Origin of the sequence: Haladaptatus sp. R4 (genome assembly GCF_001625445.1) — an archaeon.
In the GTDB taxonomy this organism is placed as follows: Archaea; Halobacteriota; Halobacteria; order Halobacteriales; family Haladaptataceae; genus Haladaptatus.
This window is the reverse complement of the sequence record NZ_LWHG01000021.1, coordinates 1-24,315: the sequence shown is the minus strand read 5'-3', so window position 1 is coordinate 24,315 and position 24,315 is coordinate 1. Positions and strand designations below refer to the sequence as shown.

General features: G+C 61.1%; 24 protein-coding genes, 3 tRNA genes and 2 pseudogenes. 14 read left to right on the top strand and 15 right to left on the bottom strand.

Going from position 1 to position 24,315, the window contains the following annotated elements:
- Window positions 1-44 precede the first annotated feature (44 nt).
- The 3 genes from A4G99_RS09570 (at window position 45) to A4G99_RS09565 (ending at window position 1,663) form a co-directional block, all read left to right on the top strand.
- Complete coding sequence (locus A4G99_RS09570) at window positions 45-368, top strand: hypothetical protein (protein ID WP_150123083.1); 324 nt, start codon at window positions 45-47, stop codon at window positions 366-368.
- 17 nt (window positions 369-385) lie between these two features.
- A complete protein-coding gene (locus A4G99_RS25170; protein WP_150123082.1) occupies window positions 386-613 on the top strand; it encodes a hypothetical protein in 228 nt (75 codons plus the stop codon).
- 96 nt (window positions 614-709) lie between these two features.
- A complete protein-coding gene (locus A4G99_RS09565; RefSeq protein WP_066142657.1) occupies window positions 710-1,663 on the top strand; it encodes a TIGR03557 family F420-dependent LLM class oxidoreductase in 954 nt (317 codons plus the stop codon).
- Between the two features lie 235 nt (window positions 1,664-1,898).
- On the opposite strand, the gene A4G99_RS09560 is transcribed toward A4G99_RS09565, so the two are convergent.
- Window positions 1,899-2,777, bottom strand: a complete 879-nt coding sequence (locus tag A4G99_RS09560) for a DUF4349 domain-containing protein (protein ID WP_066142655.1) — start codon at window positions 2,775-2,777, stop codon at window positions 1,899-1,901.
- A 127-nt stretch (window positions 2,778-2,904) separates the two neighbouring features.
- On the opposite strand from A4G99_RS09560, the gene tpiA reads away from it, so the two are divergent.
- Complete coding sequence (gene tpiA, locus A4G99_RS09555) at window positions 2,905-3,549, top strand: triose-phosphate isomerase (RefSeq protein ID WP_066142653.1); 645 nt, start codon at window positions 2,905-2,907, stop codon at window positions 3,547-3,549.
- On the opposite strand, the gene A4G99_RS09550 is transcribed toward tpiA, so the two are convergent.
- Complete coding sequence (locus A4G99_RS09550; RefSeq protein WP_066142649.1) at window positions 3,546-3,830, bottom strand: hypothetical protein; 285 nt, start codon at window positions 3,828-3,830, stop codon at window positions 3,546-3,548. The genes tpiA and A4G99_RS09550 overlap by 4 nt on opposite strands.
- 50 nt (window positions 3,831-3,880) lie before the next feature.
- Window positions 3,881-5,354, bottom strand: a pseudogene (locus A4G99_RS09545) (helix-hairpin-helix domain-containing protein).
- Between the two features lie 181 nt (window positions 5,355-5,535).
- On the opposite strand from A4G99_RS09545, the gene A4G99_RS09540 reads away from it, so the two are divergent.
- The 4 genes from A4G99_RS09540 to A4G99_RS09520 all read left to right on the top strand — a co-directional run bounded on the left by A4G99_RS09540 (window position 5,536) and on the right by A4G99_RS09520 (window position 7,615).
- Window positions 5,536-5,850 carry a HalOD1 output domain-containing protein gene (locus tag A4G99_RS09540; protein ID WP_066142646.1) on the top strand — a complete coding sequence of 105 codons (315 nt, stop codon included), beginning with the start codon at window positions 5,536-5,538 and terminating at the stop codon, window positions 5,848-5,850.
- Window positions 5,851-6,031: 181 nt separating this feature from the next.
- Window positions 6,032-6,370: a HalOD1 output domain-containing protein gene (locus A4G99_RS09535; protein ID WP_223301808.1), complete on the top strand. Its 339-nt coding sequence runs from the start codon at window positions 6,032-6,034 to the stop codon at window positions 6,368-6,370.
- 223 nt (window positions 6,371-6,593) lie between these two features.
- The gene (locus A4G99_RS09530; RefSeq protein ID WP_066142641.1) at window positions 6,594-7,166 is read left to right on the top strand and encodes a metal-dependent hydrolase; all 573 of its coding nucleotides are present in this window, start codon (window positions 6,594-6,596) and stop codon (window positions 7,164-7,166) included.
- 242 nt (window positions 7,167-7,408) lie between these two features.
- Window positions 7,409-7,615 carry a hypothetical protein gene (locus A4G99_RS09520; RefSeq protein ID WP_066142637.1) on the top strand — a complete coding sequence of 69 codons (207 nt, stop codon included), beginning with the start codon at window positions 7,409-7,411 and terminating at the stop codon, window positions 7,613-7,615.
- A gap of 1,187 nt (window positions 7,616-8,802) precedes the next feature.
- Here the strand turns inward: A4G99_RS09520 and A4G99_RS25165 are convergent.
- From A4G99_RS25165 to A4G99_RS09500, 3 genes are all read right to left on the bottom strand, one after another.
- A tRNA-Trp gene (locus tag A4G99_RS25165) sits at window positions 8,803-8,977 on the bottom strand.
- A gap of 42 nt (window positions 8,978-9,019) precedes the next feature.
- Window positions 9,020-9,244, bottom strand: coding sequence for a DUF5795 family protein (locus A4G99_RS09505; RefSeq protein WP_066142630.1), 225 nt, complete (start codon window positions 9,242-9,244; stop codon window positions 9,020-9,022).
- A gap of 251 nt (window positions 9,245-9,495) precedes the next feature.
- Window positions 9,496-10,317 (bottom strand): DUF5794 domain-containing protein, encoded by an 822-nt coding sequence (locus A4G99_RS09500; protein WP_066142628.1) that lies wholly within the window; start codon window positions 10,315-10,317, stop codon window positions 9,496-9,498.
- Window positions 10,318-10,781: 464 nt separating this feature from the next.
- Here A4G99_RS09500 and guaB point away from each other — a divergent pair, with 464 nt between their 5' ends.
- Together guaB and A4G99_RS09490 are read left to right on the top strand one after the other, a co-directional pair.
- Window positions 10,782-12,275: an IMP dehydrogenase gene (gene guaB / locus A4G99_RS09495; protein WP_066142626.1), complete on the top strand. Its 1,494-nt coding sequence runs from the start codon at window positions 10,782-10,784 to the stop codon at window positions 12,273-12,275.
- A 56-nt stretch (window positions 12,276-12,331) separates the two neighbouring features.
- Window positions 12,332-13,000, top strand: a complete 669-nt coding sequence (locus A4G99_RS09490) for a DNA methyltransferase (RefSeq protein ID WP_066142623.1) — start codon at window positions 12,332-12,334, stop codon at window positions 12,998-13,000.
- 4 nt (window positions 13,001-13,004) lie between these two features.
- Here the strand turns inward: A4G99_RS09490 and A4G99_RS09485 are convergent, their stop codons facing one another.
- On the bottom strand, window positions 13,005-13,577 hold the full coding sequence (locus tag A4G99_RS09485) for a LysE family translocator (RefSeq protein WP_223301807.1): 573 nt from the start codon (window positions 13,575-13,577) through the stop codon (window positions 13,005-13,007).
- 414 nt (window positions 13,578-13,991) lie between these two features.
- Between A4G99_RS09485 and A4G99_RS09480 the strand changes: the two genes are divergently transcribed.
- Window positions 13,992-16,172: a succinylglutamate desuccinylase/aspartoacylase family protein gene (locus A4G99_RS09480; protein ID WP_066142616.1), complete on the top strand. Its 2,181-nt coding sequence runs from the start codon at window positions 13,992-13,994 to the stop codon at window positions 16,170-16,172.
- 396 nt (window positions 16,173-16,568) lie between these two features.
- Here A4G99_RS09480 and A4G99_RS09475 read toward each other — a convergent pair.
- Window positions 16,569-16,642 (bottom strand) — tRNA-Lys (locus A4G99_RS09475).
- Between the two features lie 468 nt (window positions 16,643-17,110).
- Here A4G99_RS09475 and A4G99_RS09470 point away from each other — a divergent pair.
- Window positions 17,111-18,556 carry a DHH family phosphoesterase gene (locus tag A4G99_RS09470; protein WP_066142612.1) on the top strand — a complete coding sequence of 482 codons (1,446 nt, stop codon included), beginning with the start codon at window positions 17,111-17,113 and terminating at the stop codon, window positions 18,554-18,556.
- A gap of 1 nt (window position 18,557) precedes the next feature.
- Here A4G99_RS09470 and A4G99_RS09465 read toward each other — a convergent pair whose 3' ends face one another.
- The 3 genes and pseudogenes from A4G99_RS09465 to A4G99_RS09455 all read right to left on the bottom strand — a co-directional run bounded on the left by A4G99_RS09465 (window position 18,558) and on the right by A4G99_RS09455 (window position 20,656).
- Window positions 18,558-18,854, bottom strand: coding sequence for a PRC-barrel domain-containing protein (locus tag A4G99_RS09465; RefSeq protein ID WP_066145083.1), 297 nt, complete (start codon window positions 18,852-18,854; stop codon window positions 18,558-18,560).
- 180 nt (window positions 18,855-19,034) lie between these two features.
- Window positions 19,035-20,156, bottom strand: a complete 1,122-nt coding sequence (locus A4G99_RS09460; RefSeq protein ID WP_066142608.1) for a pyridoxal phosphate-dependent aminotransferase — start codon at window positions 20,154-20,156, stop codon at window positions 19,035-19,037.
- Window positions 20,157-20,222: 66 nt separating this feature from the next.
- Window positions 20,223-20,656: pseudogene (locus A4G99_RS09455) on the bottom strand (DUF393 domain-containing protein).
- A 132-nt stretch (window positions 20,657-20,788) separates the two neighbouring features.
- Between A4G99_RS09455 and A4G99_RS09450 the strand changes: the two are divergent.
- Window positions 20,789-21,679 carry a sulfurtransferase gene (locus tag A4G99_RS09450; protein WP_066142604.1) on the top strand — a complete coding sequence of 297 codons (891 nt, stop codon included), beginning with the start codon at window positions 20,789-20,791 and terminating at the stop codon, window positions 21,677-21,679.
- A gap of 36 nt (window positions 21,680-21,715) precedes the next feature.
- Here the strand turns inward: A4G99_RS09450 and A4G99_RS25890 are convergent, their stop codons facing one another.
- Window positions 21,716-21,856, bottom strand: a complete 141-nt coding sequence (locus tag A4G99_RS25890; protein ID WP_190303734.1) for a hypothetical protein — start codon at window positions 21,854-21,856, stop codon at window positions 21,716-21,718.
- Window positions 21,857-22,030: 174 nt separating this feature from the next.
- Here A4G99_RS25890 and A4G99_RS09445 point away from each other — a divergent pair, with 174 nt between their 5' ends.
- On the top strand, window positions 22,031-22,333 hold the full coding sequence (locus A4G99_RS09445) for a HalOD1 output domain-containing protein (RefSeq protein WP_066142601.1): 303 nt from the start codon (window positions 22,031-22,033) through the stop codon (window positions 22,331-22,333).
- A gap of 3 nt (window positions 22,334-22,336) precedes the next feature.
- On the opposite strand, the gene A4G99_RS09440 is transcribed toward A4G99_RS09445, so the two are convergent.
- From A4G99_RS09440 to A4G99_RS09430, 3 genes are all read right to left on the bottom strand, one after another.
- Window positions 22,337-22,636, bottom strand: a complete 300-nt coding sequence (locus tag A4G99_RS09440; protein WP_082837773.1) for a hypothetical protein — start codon at window positions 22,634-22,636, stop codon at window positions 22,337-22,339.
- Between the two features lie 2 nt (window positions 22,637-22,638).
- A tRNA-Arg gene (locus A4G99_RS09435) sits at window positions 22,639-22,725 on the bottom strand.
- A 598-nt stretch (window positions 22,726-23,323) separates the two neighbouring features.
- Window positions 23,324-24,109: an SDR family NAD(P)-dependent oxidoreductase gene (locus A4G99_RS09430; RefSeq protein ID WP_082837772.1), complete on the bottom strand. Its 786-nt coding sequence runs from the start codon at window positions 24,107-24,109 to the stop codon at window positions 23,324-23,326.
- Window positions 24,110-24,315: the final 206 nt, after the last annotated feature.

Here is a 24,315-nt window from a genome sequence, read left to right as displayed (position 1 = left end):
CAGTACGACTAAGCGAGTTCCCAGCGTGTCCTGTTTGGGCAAAAATGACACATCATCAGCACCGGGAGAGCCAACGCAGTCGCGGACAGGAGTCGAGGATGAAACGATACGGTGGCCCGCGGACGGAGCAGGGACACGAGGGGACCAACCGCAGGGAAAATCACGCGAACGACGACACGGTGGACAACATCACCAACGACGGCAAGAACGTTACCGTCAACGAGGGGGAAGACACCAGCAAGGACACCACCAACGGGGTGAACGACAAGACTCGCGGCAGGGACCGCAACGCCATCAGCGCCAACAAGGACGACGATACGGCCACGGTCGGAGAGGACGGCAGGAGGAAGTCTCCGGGGAACAACTGACCGACGTGGAACGGACGATGATTCGCGGGGGACGACAGGAGCGAAAACTGCGCCAGGAGCGACTGCAACGCGAACGGCGGTACGGGAAACGACAGCAACGCGGCGACCAGCAACAACCACAACAGCACGAATACCAGCAAGAGCGGCGATGGCAGCAACAGCACCGTCAACAGGGACAACGACGCGAACAGCAACAACGCTCACACGAACCCAGTCCGAGGCGGTTCGAGCGTCTCCAGCGCTAATAACCGTCCTTGCGTTTTCAGCCAGCAGTCTCATGCGGAGGAACGATGTAGCGCCTGTGGCATGACATTCGATTCGTCCATCGACGGGGGAACGATATGACGGAAATCGGCTACACGGTTTCGAGCGAGGAGCACGGGCCGAACGAGTTGGTCGAGCACGCCGTCCGGGCCGAGGAGGTCGGTTTCGAGTTCGCGTCCATCTCCGACCACTTCCACCCGTGGGTCGGCCAACAGGGGAACGCGCCGTTCGTCTGGTCCACGTTGGGCGGCATCGCACAGGCTACCGACGACCTACCGGTCGGCGTCGGGGTGAACTGTCCCATCATGCGAATCCACCCGGTGAACGTGGCGCACGCCGCCGCCACCGCCGCGACGATGTTCGAGGGCGACTTCTTCCTCGGCGTCGGGACGGGCGAACGCCTGAACGAGCACGTCACGGGCGAGCACTGGCCCGAACATTCGGTCCGATTGGAGATGCTCGAAGAGGCCATCGAGATCATCCGAAAACTGTGGCAGGGCGGACAACAGAGCTACTACGGCGACCACTTCACCGTCGAGAACGCGCGCCTCTTCACGCTGCCCGAGGAGCCGCCGGATATCGTTGTTTCGGCGTTCGGCGACACGGCGGCCCGCGCCGCCGCCGAACTCGGGGACGGGTTCTGGAGCGTCGGCCCGCAGGACGTGATCGAAACGTGGGAGGACGCGGGTGGCGAGGGGCCACGATACAGCCAGATGACGGTCTGCTACGCGGAGGACGAGGAGGACGCCATCGACACGGCTCACGAGTGGTGGCCCAACAGCGCCCTCACGGGCGAACTCAACTCGCAACTGCCGACGCCGACCCACTTCGAGCAGGCCTGCGAGATGGTCACCCGCGAGGATATCGCCGAGGGAAACATCATCACCGACCCGAACCCCGAAACGCACATCGAGAACCTGGAGGGGTTCGCGGACGCGGGGTACGACCACGTGTACGTCCATCAGATCGGTCCCGATCAGGAATCGTTCTTCCAGTTTTACGAGGAGGAAGTTCTGCCCGAGGTCGCGTGAGCGGAGCGAACGCGACCAGGCAAGACCCGGTTTGTCTTGCCGTGGTCTCACGAACGAAGTGAGTGAGAACCAGTCAGAACGTGTTCTGACGCGGTTCGCGTGAGCCGGGCGGGACCTTCGGTCCCGTTGGAAACTGGCGCGAAGCGTCGGCGACGAAGTTCCCGTGAGCGTGCGAACGGGAGCACGGAAGAGTTTGCTCTTCCGGAGCGAACGAGAACGAAGATCACTGCTTCCGTTACTGCCGTCGCCAGAAGACGACCACCGCGCCGACCGGGATTCCGAGGACGGCGAAGTACGGGAGGGCGTACGCCGCGCCGACGACGAGAGCGCGGAGTACGACGGCGACGCTGTCGATAGAATCGAGGAACGCCGCCACGACGCCCGCGTCGTACCACGACTTCTCGCGGGAGACCTTCGTGTCGGAAGCGGGCACCGACTCGTGCATCGTCACCGTGACCGTCGAGTAGGCGACTCGATTCTTCAGCGATTTTTGCTTCGCCTCCAGTCGCTCGATTTCGGACTGCACGTCCGAGAGGCGTTTCTGGACGGAGAGAACGGCGTCGGTATCGCTCGCGTTCTCGTAGAGCGATCTGAGTTTGTCGCGCTGTGATCGGAGGTTCGTCAGTCGCGCCTTCAAGTCCACCAGTTGGTCGGTCACGTCAATCGTCGCGGTGTTCGAGTGTTCGACGTCTCCCATTCCTTTGGCTCGGTCGAAAAACGCCGAGAAGTTCGACTTCGGGACGCGGAAGACGACTTCGCCGGACTTCCACGTCCGGTTACCCCGTCGGTGGACGCGCTGACTCGAATCGCTGACGAACCCACCACGTTTTCCGGCGAGTCGGGTCAGCGTCGTCCGCGTCTCCTCGAAGTCTTCGACCGACAGAGAGACGTTTCCGTTCCGTACGAGCATCCGCTGTTGGACCGACAGCGCCGACTGTGGAGCCGAGTCGCTCTGCCCGTTCGAACTCCCGCGGTCGGCGTGGTTCGACCCGCCACCGTTTTCGCGCGCGGCATCGTTCTTCGCCGCGTCGTTGCCGCCCATTCCGGCGCACCCGGCGAGGACGACGAGGACGACCAGCGAGAGCGCGACCAACCGCCTGTGACTACCTGCCATACTCGTGAATTGTAGATGATAAGTAAAGTGGTTGTGAAGAGTGAAAGAACCGTTTCACCCTCCGGCGCACCGCGCGAGTTTTCGGGATGGCGGAACCTATTTGGGTGCGCCGACAGTCGCTCCGGATATGTTCGTACTCGTCAATCTCAAGGCGTATCCGTGCGACCCAATCGAAATCTCGGAGGCGGCTCGCGACGTTGCAGACGACTACGGCGTCGATATCGCCGTGGCACCGCAGGCGGCCCACCTCTCTCGCGTGGCCGACACCGGCGTCGAAACGTGGGGACAACACGTCAGTCCGGTCGAACACGGTAGCCACACTGGGAGCACCCTCGCGGAGGCAGTCGCCGACGCGGGTGCGACAGGCACGATGCTCAACCACTCCGAATGCAGGCTCAAACTCGCGGACATCGACGCCGGACTCGACGCCGCCGAGCGCGTCGGCCTCGACACGACGGTCTGTGCCAACAACCCCGAACAGGTCGGCGCGGCCGCCGCCCTCGGACCGGACGCCGTAGCCGTCGAACCGCCGGAGCTCATCGGCACCGGTACGCCCGTCAGCAAGGCCGACCCGGACATCGTCACCGACGCCGTGGCCGCCGCGGAAGCCGTCTCGGACGACGTGAGCGTCTACTGTGGCGCGGGAATCAGCACCGGCGAGGACCTCGTGGCGGCGGGGGAACTCGGCGCCGAAGGCGTTCTCCTGGCAAGCGGCGTCGCAAAGGCCGACGACCCGAAAGCCGCGCTGGAAAACCTCGTGGAACCGCTCTAATCGGATCCGTTAGAAACGATAACGAAGTGATCGTCGTCCTGTTTTTCGAGCACCGATTTCTCCCGCATACTTACGACGTAGCCCGTGACCGTCCGTTCGAGTTCGTGCTCCGCCCGAACCCGGACGAGGTTGCCGATGACCTGCGCCGACGGCGGCTTCTGTGCCGCGCCGCAGTCGTAGATGGTGAGCAGTTCGTCACCCTGCTCGGACTCGTAGACGATGATGTGAGCGTGTTGGGGGAGATGCCACCGCTCCTCGCCCACCGCCGCCAACTTGTTCATACCCGAACTAGCGGGGCAGGGGTAATCAGAAATCCGGAAGCGAGGGGTAATCAGAAATCCGAGAGCGACACCTGCCCGTCGCGGTCTCCCGACCGCGACGGGCCATCCTTGTCGTCGGACTCGTCGGATTCGTCCGGGTCGGATGATTCGGACGAGTCGGTTGTGTCTCGCGGATTCTCCGTGTTCTTCCATTTGTCCCACCTGTCTGCCGAATCGGACGAGTCGGCGTCAGCCGACGAGTTCGGTTCGGAAGCCGAATTCGGTTCGTTCTCCGTCGATTTCGGAGTCTCGAACCCGTCGAGGCTGGTTTGGTCGCTCTCGGTGAACTGGAGGTTCGACACACGAACGCCGACCTTTCGAACCCGGTCGTCGTCGAACTCGGTCAACAGATCGAGCGCGACTTCCTCGACGAGTTCGGGTTCGTCCACCGGTCCCGGAAGCGAGCGTGCGCGGGTGTGCACGTCGAACGGCGGCGTCACGACCTTCACTCCGATGGTGCGGTACATCGCGTCCCTGTCGCGGGCGCGCTCCGCGACTGCCGCCGCGAGGTTGGCGACGCGAGTTCGTTTCTCCTCGGTATCGGTCGTCGGGTCGGTGAACGCCGACTCGCGCGAGAGGCTCTTCGGGCGGCCCGTCGGCGTCACCGTCCGGTCGTCGTCACCGCGCGCTCGGTGGTACAGTTCCCGGCCGCGCTCGCCGAACCGATCGGCGAGAACGCGCGGGTCGGCGTCGGCGAGGTCGGCGGCGGTTTCGATACCCATCTCACGGAGCGTGCGGGCCGTCACAGGGCCGATTCCGTGTAGCTCAGCAACGTCGAGCGGTGCGAGGAACTCCCGAACGGTGCCCGGTTCGACCACGGTCAACCCGTCGGGCTTGTCGAAGTCGCTCGCAATCTTCGCCGCGCTCATGTTCGGCGCGACGCCGACGCTTCGCGGTGACGCCGACCTCGCGCTGGATTCGGTTCTTGACGTGTCGGGCGAACCCCTCCGCAACGTTCCAGGCGGTTCGGTCGGTGACGTCGAGGTATGCCTCGTCGATGCTCACCTCGCGCACCGTGTCGGCACAGTCGTGGAGGATGGCGCGTACGTCCGAACTGACCGATTTGTAGAACTCGATATCGACGGGGCGGTAGTAGCCCCGCACTTCGTCGCCCGTGTCGTCATGTCCGTCACCCGTATCGCTCTCTCTGTCGTCCGTATCGCCCTCTTCGTCGTCGGCTGTCTCCTCGCCACCGCTCGCCTCGTCGTTCTCTTCCGATTTTTTCGGCAGTCGTTCGAGCGCTGTTCCGATGGCTTGGGCGCTCTCGACGCCGTGTTCGCGGGCTTCGTAGCTCGCCGTGGCGACGGCACCGTGAGATTCACCCTCCTCGTAGCCCATCCCGACGACGACCGGTTCGCCGCGCAGCGACGGATCACGGAGCCGCTCGCAGGAGGCATAAAAGCAGTCCATGTCGACGTGGAGGACGATACGCTCCTCGTGTTCGTCCTCCACACCGGGTAAGCGTGAACCGCCACGGTTCGACATTCGTGGGTGTGTTGGTTCGCGACCGGAATTAACCTGTGCAAACCGGATCGGAAGTGAAACGAGCCACCTGATCAAGAATATTTGACACCCATCCCGGCCACAAGCGATAAATACAGTTTTCAGGACTTCTACGCACTATTTCGCTATGTTTATGCGCGGATATGTAGTAGCGATGAATACAATGGTCGCTCCCGACGAAGAAAGTCCAAACGAGGATGAAAGACTCAGCATCCGGGTCATCAACGCGATTGCCGAGCACGAAGGCACGACGCCGACCGAAATTAGGCCGGTACTGTACGATACCATCGACCCCGACGCGCTCGATTCCCTCTTTTCTGCGACCCATCAGGGAGACACCCGAGCGGACGGCAACGTCGAATTTCGCTACGGTCCCCATCGAGTGACGGTCCACAGCGATGGTCGAATAGAAATCGAGCGTGTCCGGGACTCCGGACCGCTCTCTTCCACCTCCGAGACGGCGTCGGGAGACAACTAAACGACGGCTATTCGAGTGAGCGACCTCCACCCACTCATCCTCCCTCTCCATACTCACCGTATCCCCTCCCCCGTTCCTGTCCTACCGCTGTTCTACCCGACGACTGCCAGCGGTCGTGTCAACTATCGAAATCGCCGATAGCTATATCACTGGTTCGTCTCTGATGGATAGTCGTATACCTGTGGTCGATTCACCAAGTGATGAACGGATGGGAATAGAGATAGAGGACGTCAGTGACGACAACCCAGCGGAAACGTCCTCGACGTACGTCTTCGACATCGAGAAAGAGATGGCGAACGGGCACACCTGCGCCGGTATCGTCCGGGCCATCGCTACCGTCATGGACGAGGAGCCGAGCCGAATGCAACCGCTCCACACCGCCGTCAACTGCGACGCCCTCGATGCGCTGTTCCGAACCCGCCGCTACGGGGACGCCCGCGATAACGTGTCTCTCACCTTTCACTACGACGTCTACGAAGTGACCGCCGACGCGAAGGGCAAAGTCGTCGTGAAAGAGTAACCGACCCCATCCCGACTTCGTTCCGAGTAATTTCAGCCATCCACGGAGCGACCGGTTCGACGGATTATCGAACACATCGGGCAACGTGTGGCTAGTTCTCCGCATTTTTTAACCCTCGACTTACTACCGACTGAGTGATGAGATATTCACACAGGGACACGATACCAACGACCCGATTCCTCCCGCTCGGTCGCAACCGTCCCCGTTCGGTGGTGAGCGTCCCATGATGCCGTGGGGGCACGCCGCGTTCGGGTACGCCCTGTACTCACTCGGGCATCGCGCGTGGACGCGCGCGCCGCCGTCCGGGAAAGCGGTGCTCGCCGCCCTCTTCGGAACGCAACTTCCCGACCTCGTGGACAAACCCCTCTCGTGGGGACTCCACCTCTTCCCACAGGGGTACTCCGTCGCCCACTCGGTGTTCGTCGCCATCCCCATCGGCCTGCTCGTCATCGCCCTCGGGGTGTACTACGACAAGGCCGACATCGGTGCCGCGTTCGCTGTCGGCTACTGGTCGCACCTCGTCGGGGACATCATCGTCGCGTTCATGGAACACCACGCGTCGCCGTTCGACCGCGTGTTGTGGCCCGTGGTGACTCTTCCGCCGTATCACCATTCGGTGTCGCTGTTCGACCGCGCCTTCCACATCATCGGCGCGTTCTTTCAATCGCTCACGGCGAAACAGCAGTTGATGGTGCTCGGCATCTACCTCGCACCGTACTTCTGCGTGTTCATCCTCTGGCTCGTGGACGGCGCACCGGTCGTTTCGGAGCTAAAGCAGGCGGTTGTCGGGCGATAGAAGGAACTCGCTTGGACGACTCCACGTTCGTCTTTTACTGGTTTTTTGGTTATACGATCCCGAGTCGCTCCGGTTCGCTGCCCCAGCGTGTCGAACGTTTCCGACGGCGTGGAAAATTGACTGACGATCTGTTGCGTCTCGGTGGCGCCGATGTCGGAGTACTCCGTGCCGAGGCCGATACCGTGAGCGTGGTCGCCGAGACTCGCGGAAAGATCATATGATATGGAGATAACAGCTACATAATGACCGACGATACGCTTGTCCCGTGGAAGACCCTCGTCAATATGCTTGGGATCGGAATAATCACTGCGTTGGTCGCGCTCCTCCTCGTGATGCTTTTCCCACTTCCGGGTCTGCCGTCGTGGGCATCGATTCTGTTGGGAGTCGCTGTGTCATTCTTGTACTATTCTTACGAAGAATACGGACGAGAGGAAGCGACGACATCGTAATCCCGTCACTGTACTCAACACCACCTCACGAAGCTCGTAAGTCGTCTCGACGTCCCAAAGTACCCACGACGCGTTCTACTTCCTCGGCTTCGTCCTCTGGAACCTCGCTACGACCATCGTCGTCATCCGAGATTCTGTTTGATTTTCCCGTTGTGGTTCCTTCATCACGTTTGCTTCTGTACCGCATTGAGGGCTTTGATGAGTTGATATCCGACGATGAAGATGACGAAGCACACGAGGCCAGCAAACCAGGATAGTACCTTGTCTGGGTTGATCGCGACAACTATGATTGCGAAACCGGTTCCGAGAACACCTACAAACACAAAAACGTGACCGACAAGCCGCATAATCGCTCGGTTCATCTGAATCGTATCAACTCATCTGTTTCTCCTGTAACGTATATGCGTGAGGATTCTCCTCCGTGGTAATTTCGAGCTACCTTGGAGAATTGTATTCCCGGATTATTTCACACCACGTCCATCACCAACTGTTCCCTCGTCTTCTTCGCACTCCCTGATTTTCCGCTCCCCATGAAAACACGTATGCAATTTTGCGGATTCGTTTGTCGCGTTCTACAACCCCAAGGAATCGAGAAGCTGCTCGATGGGTGAAAATTATTTGTTCGTGAAAAACTACTGTGGATATATGCTGGCCGAGGCGTTCTTCTATCTTGGGCTACTCTTTACGCCACTCGCTGGTTTGCTCTGTCTTCGATTGTTACTCATCACTGGTTGGGTAACCGAGGGAACGGAAGAGCGTGACGTGTGGTTTTCCGAGACGCCTCAAGAAGTGCACTCGTATAAATCACCGTTTCACAAGGCGGCTACTTGGATTGTCGGAGTCTTCGGCGTCTGGTTTCTCACTCTCATCCTGTACGTCTCCATCGTTGATTCGCTCTTGGCGTCACTATAATCAGAAACGGATTTACCCACCCCCCTCAAGGAAGCAAATTTCGGCCACTCACTAACTCGGTACTTTCCAAGCCCGGTTTTCTTCGGTACCGTAGGTTCGGCGGAAGTCAGCGGTTACGTGGGCGTCACAGTAATCGCAAGTAGTCCGCTCGGAGGGAACTGCGGACGGTAGACGAACTACCATCCGGTCGTCACCTCCCAATAACGAGACCCGTAGCTAACGGGTTTACCTGTAGTTAGTGGTTCTAAAAAGCTTAGTAAGGCTTTTTTACAGCATGGGGTCGGAGGGATTTGAACCCCCGATCGACTGATATCTCCGGTGCGCCTCGGAACTCCAGAGGGTCGTCAACGCGAGCGATGATCAGTCACCCGCTCGGTATATCAGCTGGAGTTTCGTCCCGGGCGCATAGCCTCTGGAGTCAGTCGCCATCCCTGGCTTGGCCACGACCCCGCGAATTTTGATTGGTCGAAAAGGCCTAAAGGGGTTTCGATTCTATTCCTCCCGCGTCCCCCAATCACAATCTTGGCATTTATATCCCGTCACGAACGCCGTGACGCTCGGCATGTAGCCGACCTTGAGCACATCGCCGCCGCAGTCGGGGCACTGTCGCTCGGCGTCCTCGATGCGGTCGGCTTCCATCACGGAATCGTCCTCTACCAGTTCGGCCAGTCGCTTCGGCGTCACCATCCGTCCCTGCACGACGCGATTATCCGGCATGTGAAAACCACTGCGGCGGAGCGGGAAAAACGTTACAGCTACGGGTCGATACTACCACCGAAAAGGGAACGGTCGAGCGAGGTTACAGCCACGGACGGCGTTGGCCGCCGTCCTCCTCACCGGGGTAGCCGTAGGCCGAGGACGATCCGTCCGTATCTCCCTCGGGACTCCCTTCAGTGAGGTTCTCTTCGCTGAAGTCCTCTCCGGCGAGTTCGCCGTCGTCGAATTCGTCGCGTTCTCGCCGCCGTCCGTCACGGCCGCCTGCGACTCGTCAGCGGCCGGTTGCGATTCGGCGCGACCGGTCCCGGCTTTCCGGCGGCCTCCTCGGCCGCTTCGACGGCAGACTCGACGTGTTCGCCGGGGTCGAGCGCCAACAGGCTGGTGACCACGAGGACGAACAGCGGGGCGCGACCCGGTGCGAAGCCGAGTATCGACAGGGGTAGGACGCCCAGCGCGACCGCGCTGCCGAAGCGGAAGCGATCGATGTCCACGACGCCGCGCAGCCACGGTGAGGTGAGTGCGATGGCGAGCGCGAACGCGACACCCGTCCCGGCCGCCGCGACGGCGGGGACGATTTGGGTCGCTTCGATGGCCTTGACTTGGAAGCCAGCGGGTTGCAGGCTGGCGAGCAGGCCGAAGCCGACGATGACTCCGGGGCTCGGCAAATATTCGCCGATGCGTGCACTCGCGGTCTTCGCGGCGATGGCGGCGATGACCAGCGCGGCGAAGCGCTCGAAGGTCTCCATCTTCAACGCGCTCGCGATGGTCGGCGCGAACGCGGCCTCGATGCCAGCGACGGCGATCAGGACGACACCGACCGCGAGGACGGTCATCGCCTGTTCACGCGGGGTGCCGTCCATCTCGGCGAGGATGACCGCGACGGTCGCACTGCCGCCGAAGACGAGCAGACCGACCTGAATGATGCCGACCGGGGAACTCAACGCACCGGCGAGCACCATCGCCGGGAAGATGCCGTCCACGAGGGGAAGCCCCATGACCGTCGCGAGCAACTTCGTCGCGCCGCCTACTTGTCGCTCTAAGCGATAGGCGACCGGGTGTTGTGAGCTACTCATCGACTAGTGACTATGACCCTGACCCGTGGGCGAAGGGTGATGGTATCTGCGGTGCGACCGGTCGTGCGAATTCGGTCGAAGATTCCCCGCAAATCCTTTCGCTACCAGTGTTGTGCACAGTTTAGCAAAAATTGCAATCGGAGCAAAAGAGTCGCTGCTCGTCCGACCTGCAATGCGCTGTGCCATGAGACTGGTAGAGTCCATATTTACAATTATTGTCGATTATTGCTTAAGTGTTGCGTGACAAATGACCCCACGCAACGCGAAATGGACGCAGAATCACCCGTCTCGCTTGCGCTTTTTTGTCAAACAACCCCGATCACCGACTGTTCTTCAGTGGCAATATATGACGCTTTCGGCTGCCGCCCCCTGAATACTCACATGCATGTATAACATTCAACGTTTAGGACGACAGGAACGCACAATCTCGCAACGTTTTTCAGTAACCGCTCCGTTCGCATTACATGGCGAACGATTCTACCAACGACGGGCCGTATTCCGAGAAACTCCGCGTACCGGAGGCGCTCACCTTCGACGACGTACTCCTGCGCCCGAAGGAGAGCCGCGTCGAACCGGACGACGCCGACGTGAAATCACGAGTCTCGAAGAACGTCGAACTCAACGTCCCGGTCCTGTCCGCGGCGATGGACACCGTCACGGAGAGCGATATGGCGATAGAGATGGCACGACAGGGTGGACTGGGCGTTCTCCATCGAAACATGGACGTCGACCAGATGGTCGCCGAAATCGAGCGCGTCAAACACGCCGACGAACTCATCATCCGTGACGTCGTGACGGCGAGTCCGAAACAGACGGTTCGCGAAGTGGACCGGATGATGGCGCACGAGGGCGTCAGCGGCGCACCCGTGGTCGACGAAGACGACGAAGTGCTCGGCATCATCTCCGGCACCGACATCCGCCCGTACCTCGAAGTCGGCGAGAAGGACGAAGTGCAGGAAGCGATGACCGACGAGGTCATCACCGCCATGGAAGACGTGACCGCGCGCGAGGCGCTCGAACTCATGTACGAACACAAGATCGAGCGCGTTCCCATCGTGGACGACGAGGACCACCTCACCGGACTCGTCACCATGCAGGGCGTCCTCCAGCGCCGGGAGTACGGCGAGGCGATCCGCGACGACGACGGCCACCTCCGCGTCGGTGCCGCCGTCGGGCCGTTCGAAACGGACCGCGCCGTCGCCGCGGACGAAGCGGGTGCCGACGTGTTGTTCATTGACTGTGCGCACGCGCACAACCTGAACGTCATCGACGGCGCGCGGGAAATCAAAGAATCGGTCGATGCCGACGTCGTCGTCGGCAACATCGGCACGCGGGAGGCCGCGGAGGACATCGTGGACTTCGCCGACGGACTGAAAGTCGGTATCGGACCGGGAAGCATCTGTACCACCCGCGTCGTCAGCGGGTCGGGCATGCCACAGATCACCGCCATCTCGCAGGTGGCCGACGTCGCGATCCAACACGACGTTCCCGTCATCGCCGACGGCGGGATTCGGTACTCAGGCGACGCCATCAAGTCCATCGCGGCGGGTGCCGACGCCGTCATGCTCGGGTCGTACTTCGCGGGTACCGACGAGGCACCGGGCCGCGTCATCACCATCGAGGGTAAGAAGTACAAGCAGTACCGCGGCATGGGCAGCGTCGGCGCGATGAAGAGCGGCGACGGCAGCCGCTATCTCAAGGACGAACCGCAAGACGAAGACGAGTACGTCCCCGAAGGTGTCGAGGCGGCGAAACCGTACAAGGGAACGCTCGAAAGCGAACTCCACCAACTCGTCGGCGGCATGCAGTCCGGCATGGGCTACGTCGGCGCGGAGACGATTCCGTCGTTCAAGGAGCGCTCGGAGTTCGTCCGTATCTCGCCCGCTGGCCAGCAGGAGAGCCACGCACACGACGTGATGATCACTGACGAAGCGCCGAATTACAGCCCCGGCGAGTAAGCGAGACGTTCACACGCCGTCACCATCTTTATCCCATCCGTTCGAGATTTGTAGCCATGCAGACGTTTCTTCGATTACAGTACGAGAAATCCGACGAACTCCCGTCCGAATTCGGGCACGATATTCGAACGCCCGAATTGTTCGTCGAGAAGTTCATCACGGAGTTTTCCGACGAGGGGGACATCATTCTCGACCCCTTCGCTGGATTCGGAACGACAATGAAAGTCGCCGAGGAGTTGGGTCGGGTTTCCTACGGAATCGAATACGAAGAAGACAGGGTGGCGTTCATTCGCGAACGCATCGAACACGAGGACAACGTCGTCCACGGCACCGTCTTCGATCTCCACGATTACGAGTTGCCGACGTTCGATCTGTGTCTCACTTCGCCACCGTACATGGCCGAGGAGGGGGAAACCAATCCGTTTCAGAACTACACCGGGGAGAGCAGCTACGCGAAGTATTTGGCGGATTTTCGGCGCGCATTCGCAATCGTCAAGGAGTGCCTGGTTGACGACGCCCCTGTTCTCGTGGATATCTCGAACCTGAAAAACGACGGGAACGTGACGACCCTGGTGTGGGACGCTGGCGGAATTCTCTCGGAACTGTTCCACTTCGAGGGAGAAATCGTGGTGGGGTGGGAAACGGACGACAGTGAGGAACGGGACGGTAACTACGACTACGGCTACGATCACAACTACTGTCTCGTGTTCCGCAACCGTGAGTAATCACTCACCCGACGTGCTCGGGCAGTGCCAACCGAATTCCGAGGCCGACGAAGATGCTCCCCGCGAGCCATTGGAGGCCACGGTTCACGCGGGCGTTCTCACGGACGACCCGTCCCACGCGTTGTGCCGCGAAGGCAACCGTCGAGAGGTACACGAGCGTCAACACGGCGTAGGTCAGGCCAAGCATTGCCATCCGAACATCGGTGTTCGACCCGGTTCCGGCGAACTGTGGAAGGAACGCGAGGAAGAACAGCGCGACTTTGGGGTTGAGGACGTTCACGGCGATGCCCTGCCGAAAGCTGTTTTCGGTGCGTTCGATATCCGTTTCGCTCTCCAACGTCAGTCCGTCGTCCGACCGGAGCGTCTGAATCCCGAGATAGACGAGGTAGACGGCACCGACGAGTTTGACGGCGGAGTAGGCGACCGCGGAGGTTCGGAGGAGGACGGAAAGACCCAGCACTGCCGCAGTCGTGTGAACCAGCACTCCGGTGCTGACGCCCGACGCCGCCCGGACGCCTGCACGCCGTCCGTATTCGATACCGCGGGTGAGAACGCAGATCGTGTCTGGCCCTGGCATGGCGATGAGCGCGAGCGAAGAACCGAGAAAAACCAGCAAGGGTGAGAGAGCCATCGTTCAGCTAACGCGGACGAGCGGTCGCCAGTAATACCTTTGCACGAAAGGGGACGACGAAACCGCGTTCCCGTGACAACAGTGAGCACGAACTGTGAGCGAGTCGACTTATAATAGATTTGTATGTAAAGCCAAGGAGGTATCTCAATAAAGAAGACATGATGTAGTAAGGATCATATCAGATTCGATCAAACCATGGCACGAAATAGCCCTTCATCAGATTTGACGGATTTCGAGGTCGATCGACGCACATATCTCAAATCGGGTATCTTTGCACTCGGTTCGGTAGGGGGATTGGCCGCCGGTTCGCGGGGTGTCTCCGCGGGTTCGGGTGGCAACTCTCGGTCGAGCTATTCGATTATGGAAGGAACGGCCGAAGAGACGACGGTGTACGAAATCGACAGCGGGAACCCCGGCCCGACGGTGATGCTCACCGGCGGAATACACGGGAGCGAGGCGAACGGGTACAGATCGGCCGAGGTGATCATGAACTGGGACATCGACGCCGGACGGATGGTCGTGATTCCCAGATGCAACAAGTGGGGAATCGAGCGGGACTCGCGGACGTACGACAACCACAATAAACGCAACATCGACCTCAATCGACAGTTCCCACCCGGAAGGACGCCAACGACGCCACTCGCCCGAGCGATTTGGAACGTGGCGGTGTCGGAGGACATCGACTTCCTCATCGACATGCACAGTTCCCACGGCATCTACAGGCAGGGCGACGGCGTCGGGCAGGGCATCTTCTCCACGGCGGCGGGGAACGCGACTGCCTACCGTAAACGCCTCGTCTCGTACATGAACGAGAACGTCATCACCGATTCGACGTTCGCGTACAGCGGGGCGACGAGTCCGGACGGTTCGCGGCCGATGCTCAAACACAAGGTCGGCGCGGATCTGAACACGCCCGGGATGATCATCGAATCGACGTACGAGTACGACCGTTCGATCGCCACACAGGTCCAGAACACCACCGCCGTTGTCCGTGAATTCTTCCGGGAGTACGGCCTCATCACGCGGTCGCACAACGCGGCCGCGGACAACGCGCTCCTGTACCACGACGACGCCGCCGTCGTCGATGCGTCGGTGGACGACAACGGGAAACGGTCCGGACTCTCGTTCACGGTCACGAACGACGCCGACTCGTCCATGTGGATTCAGGACGTGCGAATCGAACCGGCGAACGACGATATCGACGGACTCAGCGACCACTCCTACGACGAGGGCAAGTGGGTCAGCGAACTGTTCATCGACGCCGACGTTCGGAACGGCGTCACCGACCTCAACGGTGGCACGTCGCTACCGACGATCATCGATCTCGATACCGATGGCTTCAGCGACAGCGCCTCGATCGAGGCGGTCCTCTCATCGGGTTCCTCCGCGACCGTCCACCTCTATCAGTTCGAATCGGACGGCTCCCCGGTCGATATGGCGGGCGAATCGGTGGACTTCACCGTGAGCTACGGACTCGACAGCGGAGCGGTGGGGTCGTCTTCGTTCACGGGGAGGAGCGCCTCGTCTGGTTCGGGCACCCCTTCACAGGATTCGAGCGTTCCGTCGCACGGTTCGAACACGTCCTCGCGGGATTCGAGCGCTCCTTCGCAGCGTGGTTATCTCGCCTACAACAAGGACGCCGGAGCGGTCGATACCCCTGCTGACGACAACGAGGAACGGTCGGGAATCACGTTTAGCCTCACGAACAAATCCGGGTCGAACACGACGATTCGGAGCATCGGTATCGAACCGGCGAACGACGACATCGACAGACTCAGCGACCACTCCTACAGCGAGGGTAAGTGGGTCAGCGAACTCGCCATCGACGCCGACGTGCGGAACGGCGTCACCGACATCAACGGTGGGACATCGCTACCGACGACCATCGACCTCGGCTCGGACGGGTTCAGCGACAGTGCCTCGACCGAGGCGGTCCTCTCGTCCGGATCCACCGCAACCGCCCACTGCTACCAGTTCGAATCGAACGGCACCCCCGTCGATATGGCGGGTGAAGCGGTCGAATTCACGGTGGACTACGAACTCGGCGACGGGACGAGCAAAACCCTCTCGTTCACGGCCGAAAACGACTCGTCCGGTTCGCTGACCCCGTCACACCCCCTCGGCTACGACGGAACCGTCACCGCTATCGATACCCCCGAAGACGACAACGGCGAGCGCTCGGGACTCTCGTTCGAGGTCACGAACGACGCATCGTCGAACCTGATCATCGAACGCCTGCGCATCACGCCGTCTGACGGCGACATCGACGAACTGCGTGACCACTCCTACAGCGAGGGCAAGTGGGTCAGCGAACTCGCCATCGACGCCGACGTGCAGAACGGCGTCACCGACATCAACGGCGGAATGTCACTTCCCGGTTCCATCGACCTCGATACCGATGGCTTCAGCAACAGTGCATCGGTCGAGGCGGTCCTCTCGTCCGACTCGTCCGCGACCATCAACCTCTACCAGTTCCGCGCGAGCGGTCCCCGGTGGACATGGCTGGCAAAACGGTCGAAGTCGGCGTCGAATACTCGGTGAACGGCAGCGGCAAATCGCGGACCATCACCCTCCGTCCCTGAGATTCGCCGGAACGGGACGACCGTTTTTAGGAGACGGTTACGAATCGACCGAAGCCATGGACGAGACGTTCGAAGCGTTCTGGAACCCGCTTTCCGATTTTCCGGACGACAAGTGGCCGTTGTATCCCGTGGGCTTGTTGGAATTACTGATCCATGAACTGTGAACGGGTGTTCTCCTCGAAATAGCCGAAAAGCCACGATTCACGAATCAGTTCATCGAAGAAGTACGGGCCGGGCGCGTTCGAACTACGCCCAGACGTTCCAGGTCACTCACATCCGTTCGTTTCCCGGGCGTGCGACCGGTCTACTTCAAATCGCTGGCCGCTTCGCTCGTCACGTTTATTCTTCGCAAAAGCGGGCCGGGCGCGATTTGAACACGCGACCGTCTGATTAAGAGTCAGACGCTCTGCCTAACTGAGCTACCGGCCCAACGCATTTTGAAAAAGTCGGGTGGGACGTAAATACGTTTCCTTTCGAATCGCAGTGTCCCGGTTTGGGGTGAAAAACGATGTGAAAAATCGGCCCGAAAACGAGGTCAGTAACTGTCGAAGACACCGAGCTTTTGCGCCCGGAATTACGGAGGGAGAAGACCACGTAATCGGCGGCGAAAGAGATGTCGTCGATGGCGGTGATGGCCCACCATCTCGGGTCGCGTACACGTTCGTCAACCCTTCGGTGAGCACCGCAGTTTCACTTCCGTCAGTCGCCGACGGGGTAACGATGCGGTCGGTTCCCGTATCGAGCGTGTTCAGTATTATCACACCGATTTGTGACATTCGTTTTTACTATCTCGGTGATGGATCGATCCACCTCACGGATGAGTAAAGCTGGGCGTGGACTGGTTTCAACGGCGCTCCGGGAGGATTAAGTACCGGCCGGGGCAACGGCCCAGTAGTAATGAGCGCCGGGATAACTATCTCCTCGATGTCTTCGTACGCCATTTTGGGTTGTGGGAGCGTCGGCTACGCCGTCGCCGAGGAACTTGTTGCACAGGGGAAAGAAGTTCTCATCATTGACCGGGACAGCGATCGCGTCGAGGCGCTCCGCGACCAGGATTTGAACGCGCAGAGCGGGGACATCCGCGACGAATCGGCCGCGAAAGACGTTGCCGACCGCGACGTCGTCCTCATCCTCTCGTCCGATGTCGCGGCCAACAAGGAAGCCGTCTCGAACCTGCAGGATCGAGGTGGCGAACGGTTCACCGTGGTTCGCGCGAGCGATCCGGTGTCGGCCGACGAACTCACCGAGATGGGCGCGGACGTGGTGATCAACCCGTCGACCGTTATCGCCAACTCCGCGCTTCGGTCGCTCGAAGCGGGCGAGTTGGAGTACAAGGCACGGCAGTTGTCCGCCGTCATCGAGGGCACGTCGAGCAAACTCGCGATTCTCACGCACGACAATCCTGATCCGGATTCCATCGCCAGCGCGGCCGCACTCCAGACGATTGCCGAAAGCCTCGGCGTCGAAGCGGACATCCTCTATCATGGTGAGATCGGACACCAGGAGAACCGGGCGTTCGTCAACCTGCTCGGTATCGAACTGATCCAGCGTGACGAAGTGAACGTGAACTCCTACGACACGTTCGCCCTCGTCGATCACATGCGGGCGACACAACCCGAACTCGACCATCCGGTCGATATCCTCATCGACCACTACGAACCCGAATCGGAGTACGAAGCGGGGTTCTCGGACGTGCGGCCGAACGTCAGTTCGACCTCGACCATCATGACGAAGTACGTTCAGGAGTTCGATATCAACCTGAGCGAGGAGGTCGCGACGGCGCTCCTGTACGGTATCCGTGCCGAGACGCTCGACTTCAAGCGCGACACGACGCCCGCCGACCTCACCGCGGCGGCCTACCTCTACCCGTTCGCCAACCACGACACGCTCGAACAGGTCGAATCGCCGTCGATGTCGCCAGAGACGCTGGACGTGCTCGCCGAGGCCATCACGAACCGGGAGGTGCAGGGCAGTCATCTCGTCAGCAACGCGGGCTTCATCCGAGACCGCGACGCGCTCACGCAGGCCGCCCAACACCTGCTCAACCTCGAAGGCATCACAACCTCGGCCGTCTTCGGCATCGCCGACGACACCATCTACCTCGCCGCCCGGTCGAAGGACATCCGGATGAACATCGGCAACGTGCTACAGGACGCCTTCGACACCATCGGCGAAGCGGCGGGCCACTCGACGCAGGCCAGCGCGGAGATTCCGCTCGGCATCTTCACCGGCATCGAGACCAACGAGGACAACCGCGATACCCTGCTCTCGCTCACTGAAGAAGCAGTCAAGAAGAAACTGTTCGACGCGATGGGCGTCGATGGAGAATCGAACGGGAACTAAATTAGACGACCGCTTCTTCTCTTTCTCCCTCTTCCGGTTCCTTCAACCGTTCCACGACATCGTTGATGAGGATGACGTCGCCGACCGCGCGCACCCACCGGTACGGCACGATGATGCCGCGTCCCGGCGTGATGCGGTCGCCGAACAGTTCGTCGTTGATACCACCGAGTGCGAGACCTGTTACTGCCGTTTCGTTCAAATCGAGACGAACGTCGTCCACTTCTCCGACGAAGACTCCGTTGTTGGAGTAAACCTCCCGGCCGACGAGCGTCGTAATTTCCGCTGGGCTTCCGTCCATACCGTCCATATGAACATGAGATTGTATGCGCGGGTCTTAACTCTTGGCAGACCACGGCGGAATGAATCTATCGGGGCGATGAGAGTCGTCTGACGCGTTTCACACTTCGGACACATACTGTGGATTTGGTAACCGATATCTCGAACGTCTCGCGGACTCCCGGTCGTTGCGACGAGCGTCTCACTCCCCGATATCGTCCAACACGTCGCCGAACGCGTCCAATCCCGCCCGGACTGTCTCGTTGTCCAGTCCCAAACTCAATCGGAAGCTGTCGCCGTCGTCGAAGAACCGCCCGGGAACGACGAGAATTCCCTCCTCCCACGCGGCTTCCGATACCTCGTCCCCGTCGGCCGATTCGTGGGAGAAAAAGCCGTAGGTACACCCGGACGGGACGGCCCCGGAGATGTCGTCGCGCTCCTCGACGAACTCCGCGAGCAGTTCCCGATTCTCCTCGATTCGGTCGCGCGATCCCTCGGCGAGTTCCGTCTCGGCGTACAGCGCGCGGCGGGTAAGCGCCATACCGGGTGCCGATATCGCCGGGACGTGGAACATGACCGATTGGGCGCGCGAGACGAAGTCGGCGTCCGCGACGAGCCACCCGACGCGAATCGGGCCGAATCCGAGGTACTTGGTCATCGAGTTCGTGATGACCGTGTTCGGGAGCATGGCGGCGGTCGGGCCGCCGAAGACGCTGGCCTCGTCGGCACAGAACGGCGCGTACACCTCGTCCACGAGCAGGATGGCGTCGTTGTCCGCGGCGGCGCGACTCGCTTCCGCCATCGTCTCTCGACTCGCCCGACTCCCGCTCGGGTTGTGGCGGTTCGTGACGACGATACAGCGCGTTCCGTCGCTCATCGCCGCTTCGACTCGCCCGGGGTCGAGTCCGTAGTCGTCCTCGGCCGGTCTGCGGAAGCGGTCCACCGTCGCACCGAGTCCCTCCGGCGTCGCCACCAGCGGTTCGTAGCCCGGTTTCTCGATCAGTGCGCGCGGTGGACGGTCGTCGCCACCGTCCGTTTCGCCCGCTCCGTCCCCTTTCCCGCCGAGTGCGGCGGCCATGGCGACGAAGTTCGCGTGCGTGGCACCGGCCGTGACGAGGACGTTCTCCGTCCCGACGTCGTAGGCGTCGGCGATGATGGTTTCGAGGTCGAGGTCGTCCGGCGGCGACGGCAAGTCGGCGAGTTTCGGCGGCACGATGCCGTCCGGTTCCGGCACCGCGCGCCGCAGGTCGCTCGACCCGAGGTCGTGCGTGGCGGCTTCGGGGCGACCGGTGATCCAGTCGAGATAGTCGATATCCGGGAACATGCCGGAGGCTACGGAGAGGTGAGTCTTAACCTTCGGGAAGGATGCAAACCACACGAAGGTGCACGATCAGTCGTCCCGCACCGCTATCGGCATCGAATCCGCGTTCGTCGCCAAGGCGTCGAACCGTTCGCGGGCGTCGTCAGCCATCGGATGGACGCCGTGGTACGGATCGGGGTCACCGGCAACCCCGGTCACCGTTCTGATGGCGTCGCGATGGATTCGTAGTTGTCGCCGACGACGTCGCGGATCAGAACCGGCACTCCCGCCCGCTCACAGAGTTCGCGGGCCGCCTCCCTCCCCACGTACACTCGACCCTCCTCGTTATCGGCGAACACCAACGCGAACGGTGTCGCATCGAACTGCGCTTCGAGAAACGACTGGGCCGCCTCCGCATCCCACGGAATCGCACCGACGCCGCGCACCCGCCGTAGCACGGACGCCGCCGCCGAACAGAACGGACAGTCCCCGTCGAAAACGAGTATCGCGTGATACTCGGTCATGCTGTTCCGGCTACGGGAGTTTCGCGGATAAGGATTGTTGCGCCGAAACGGAACCGAAGAACGGTCGAACGTACCATCACGCGGTAACGTGCCCATCATCTCTAAGTGGAAATAAGGAGACGAACTAGACGTATGTCAGAGACCGAGCGAAGCGACGTTCTCGTCACGGCCGAGTGGGTCGACGACCACCTCGACGAGTTCGGGAGCGACGACCCCGAGTACCGACTCGTGGAGGCGGATATCGAGTACGACGAGTCCTACGCCGAGACGCATATCCCCGGCGCCATCGGATTCCGTTGGGGACCGCACCTCCAGGACTCGTTCCAGCGGGACATCCTGAAGAAGGACGACTTCGCCGAGATGATGGGTGAACACGGCATCGCCGACGACAGCACCGTCGTCCTCTACGGCGACGAGTCGAACCAGTGGGCGGCCTACACCTATTGGCAGTTCAAGTACTACGGCCACGACGACGTGTATCTCCTCGACGGCGGCCGTGAGTACTGGCTCGAAAACGACTATCCGACGGACGACGAAGTGCCGTCGTATTCCGAGGCGGAGTACGACGCGGGTGGCCCGTTCGATCACCTCCGGATCTACCGCGAAGGCGTCGAGGACGCGATAGAACTCGACCTCCCGCTCGTGGACGTCCGGTCGGAAGCCGAATACCGCGGCGAGAAAATCGCACCGGAGGGGAGTCCGGAAACCGCACAACGAGCGGGTCACATCCCCGGCGCGACGAACATCACGTGGAGCGAGAACCTGAACGACGACGGGACGTTCAAGGAACGCGACGAACTCGAAGCGCTGTACGAGGACCACGACATCACGGGCGACAGCGGCGTCGTCACCTACTGTCGTATCGGCGAGCGCTCGTCGATAACGTGGTTTACGCTCCACGAACTGCTCGGCTTCGAGGACGTGCGTAACTACGACGGGTCGTGGACCGAGTGGGGCAACCTCATTCGGTCGCCCATCGAAGCCGAAACTGACGAACCGGCGAGCAGAGCGAGCAAAGGATAACTTCCCGGTTTCGGGCGGAGGAATCGTGCGGTTCTCTTATTCCTGTTCGTCTTCCGTTTCGGTTCTCGATTTCCGACTCTCTATCGCACGGAGGAGGTCCGGTGTCCGCTCGTGTCGCGGCGTCTCTGCGAAGCGTTTGATTTGTCTGAAATCTTCGTCGGTTAATCCGGATTCCATACTAATTGTGGCGATTTTATACGGTATATATCTATGCAAAATAGTGCGTTTTCTGAACTGTCTGAAGATCATCATCCTATATTTGAACCGAGATATATATCCCACCTACCGATGCTCAGTCCGGATGGTGGGGTTTTTTATACAACGTCGTTGCCAACAGATAGTAGCCGAACCATGTCTCCGGGAAGCCAACTGACACCCCCAGAACCGACGATACCGGCGAAATCGCCCCCGCGACAGTTTGCTGTTCGGGAGGACGAGCAGGTGAGCGAGGCAGTCATCCGCGCCGTCTCCGAGCAGGAGAACGTCGACCTCCAGAACGTCGCGCCGCTCTACGAACGGATCGACCCCGACGCGTTGGACGACTTCTTCGAACCCAACTACGACGGCCGGGTACCAACCGTCACCAGCGTCGAGTTCGATTACGGCGGATACACGGTCGTCGTCCGTGGCTCCGGTATCGTCGAACTCCACTGAATTTTAGCGGTCCGCTTCGACCGCGGTGACTGTCACCGCACGGACGCCGAATCCGTTCCCGAGAGCGACCGCGATAGCCTCCCGGTCGCGCGCTTCGGCGACGGTCAGTTCGGCGACGACGTCGACCGCGATGTCCGTCGCTCGGGGACGGAATCCCGCGTGTGCGACGTCGTGGACGGTTCGAACCGACTCTATTTTCGTGAGCACGCGTCGTGCCGCCGTCGTGAGCGTGCCATCGGTTCCACGCGGAACTAACACCGTGAGTTCAGCAGTGACCGTCACTGGATGGAGTGCCTGTGACATATTGCTCCCGCGCGAATCGAACGCGCGACACCCGCGAACTGCTGCAACGAGCAGGACGCAGGCAGGGTAGACCACTACCCGACGGGAGCGGCGGAACGGGTCGAGGGGACGAACGGGCCGATACGGGACGAGATTCGCTCGACGAGGTCGAGAGATGTCTCTGGGCGTTCGCCAGCGAGGCCTCTCACGGTGGGGTGTCCCCGTGACACCCCACCGACGGTCGGACGGTTGCGGAGCCGTACCCGTTCCGGTTACGGCTGTCCGCGGATCGAGGTCGTCAGCCGAATCGGTTCGGCGGGTTCGGCGGATTCGGCCGATGACACTCGACACCCGAAGTTACACACTGGTAGGACGAACGCCGGTACCGGACGGTAGGGTCGAAAAGAGCCAACTGATGGCCCGGACCCGCACGGAGTCGGGGCTCCTCGATCGTGGAGAATCGAAGAAAGCACCCGCCGTCGGTGGCAGTGGCGTCCGCCTTACGCGACGAGCGTGGGTGCAGTCCGAATGCGGTGAACATCCGTCAGACCATACCACCCGTCGCGTCCGCATGGAGGATTCGCCTTGGATGCTCCATACAGAGCCATCCATGCGGAAATCCCAAACGCGGACACTCCGGCCTCGACGAGGACGGCGTGCAGTGGACGCGATTGGGTGGTGGTGGTCATGATGGTCACTCGGATTCGGTCAGTTGGGTGTATCTTCACGTATTTTGGCGAACATAATAATCGTTATGCAACCGTGAGATTGTCTAGCAATGAGTCGAATCCGTCCGAACGGGTACCACTCGACGAGGGTTTTGTCCCGCCAGAGTCGCCCGCTCGGGCCGCCAGATTTGAAACGCGCCAACCAGACCGGCGTCTCGGCACCCGTCTCGACGCTCCGCGGGGCACTCGACCCACCCATATCGGTTCGGACCCACCCCGGACAGACAGCGTTGACGAGGAGGTCGGGATACTGCACCGCCAGCGCGTCGGTGAACGCGTTCACACCGGCTTTCGACACGCCGTACGGGAGATGGCCGGTATCGATGCCGCCGTCGAACTGCCCCGAGCCGCTGGAGAGGGTCACGACGCGCCCGTCCTCGCGCTCGGTCAGCAACGACAGTGCGTGTTTCGTGACGAGCATCGGCCCGTGGAGGTTCGTCCGAAGCGTCGTCTCGATTGCCTCGTCCGACAGCGACTCCAACTTCCCGGTCGGCCCGTACGTCGCGGCGTTGTTCACCACGATATCGAGCCGTCCTTCCTCGTCGGTGATCGTCTCCACTGCGCCCCGAATCGTGTTCCCGTCGGTTACGTCGAGTTCGACGGCCCGCTGGTCCGTCGCCGTGACTTCGTTCGGATTCCGCGCTCCGGCGTACACCCGTGCGCCGAGTGCAGTTAGTCCCGCCGCGATCTCCGCACCGATCCCCCGATTCGCCCCCGTGACGAGCGCACACTGTCCGTCCAACGAGTCGTACACGTCGACGTTCATGGAGCGGCTACGGCGTCGAGGTGCTTCCAGGTTGTGTCGATCACGAGCGTCTCGACTGGTCGTGTTGTGTTTGGAAAAGCGCCGAGAGGGAGATTTGAACCGGGCAAGACATTCCTGCTCGCTCACATTCGTTCGCTCCGCGGGCCGTGTCTTGCTTGCTCAAATTCCCTCCTGCGTTCTCCCACTCGTACTGCGGCGAGCACACG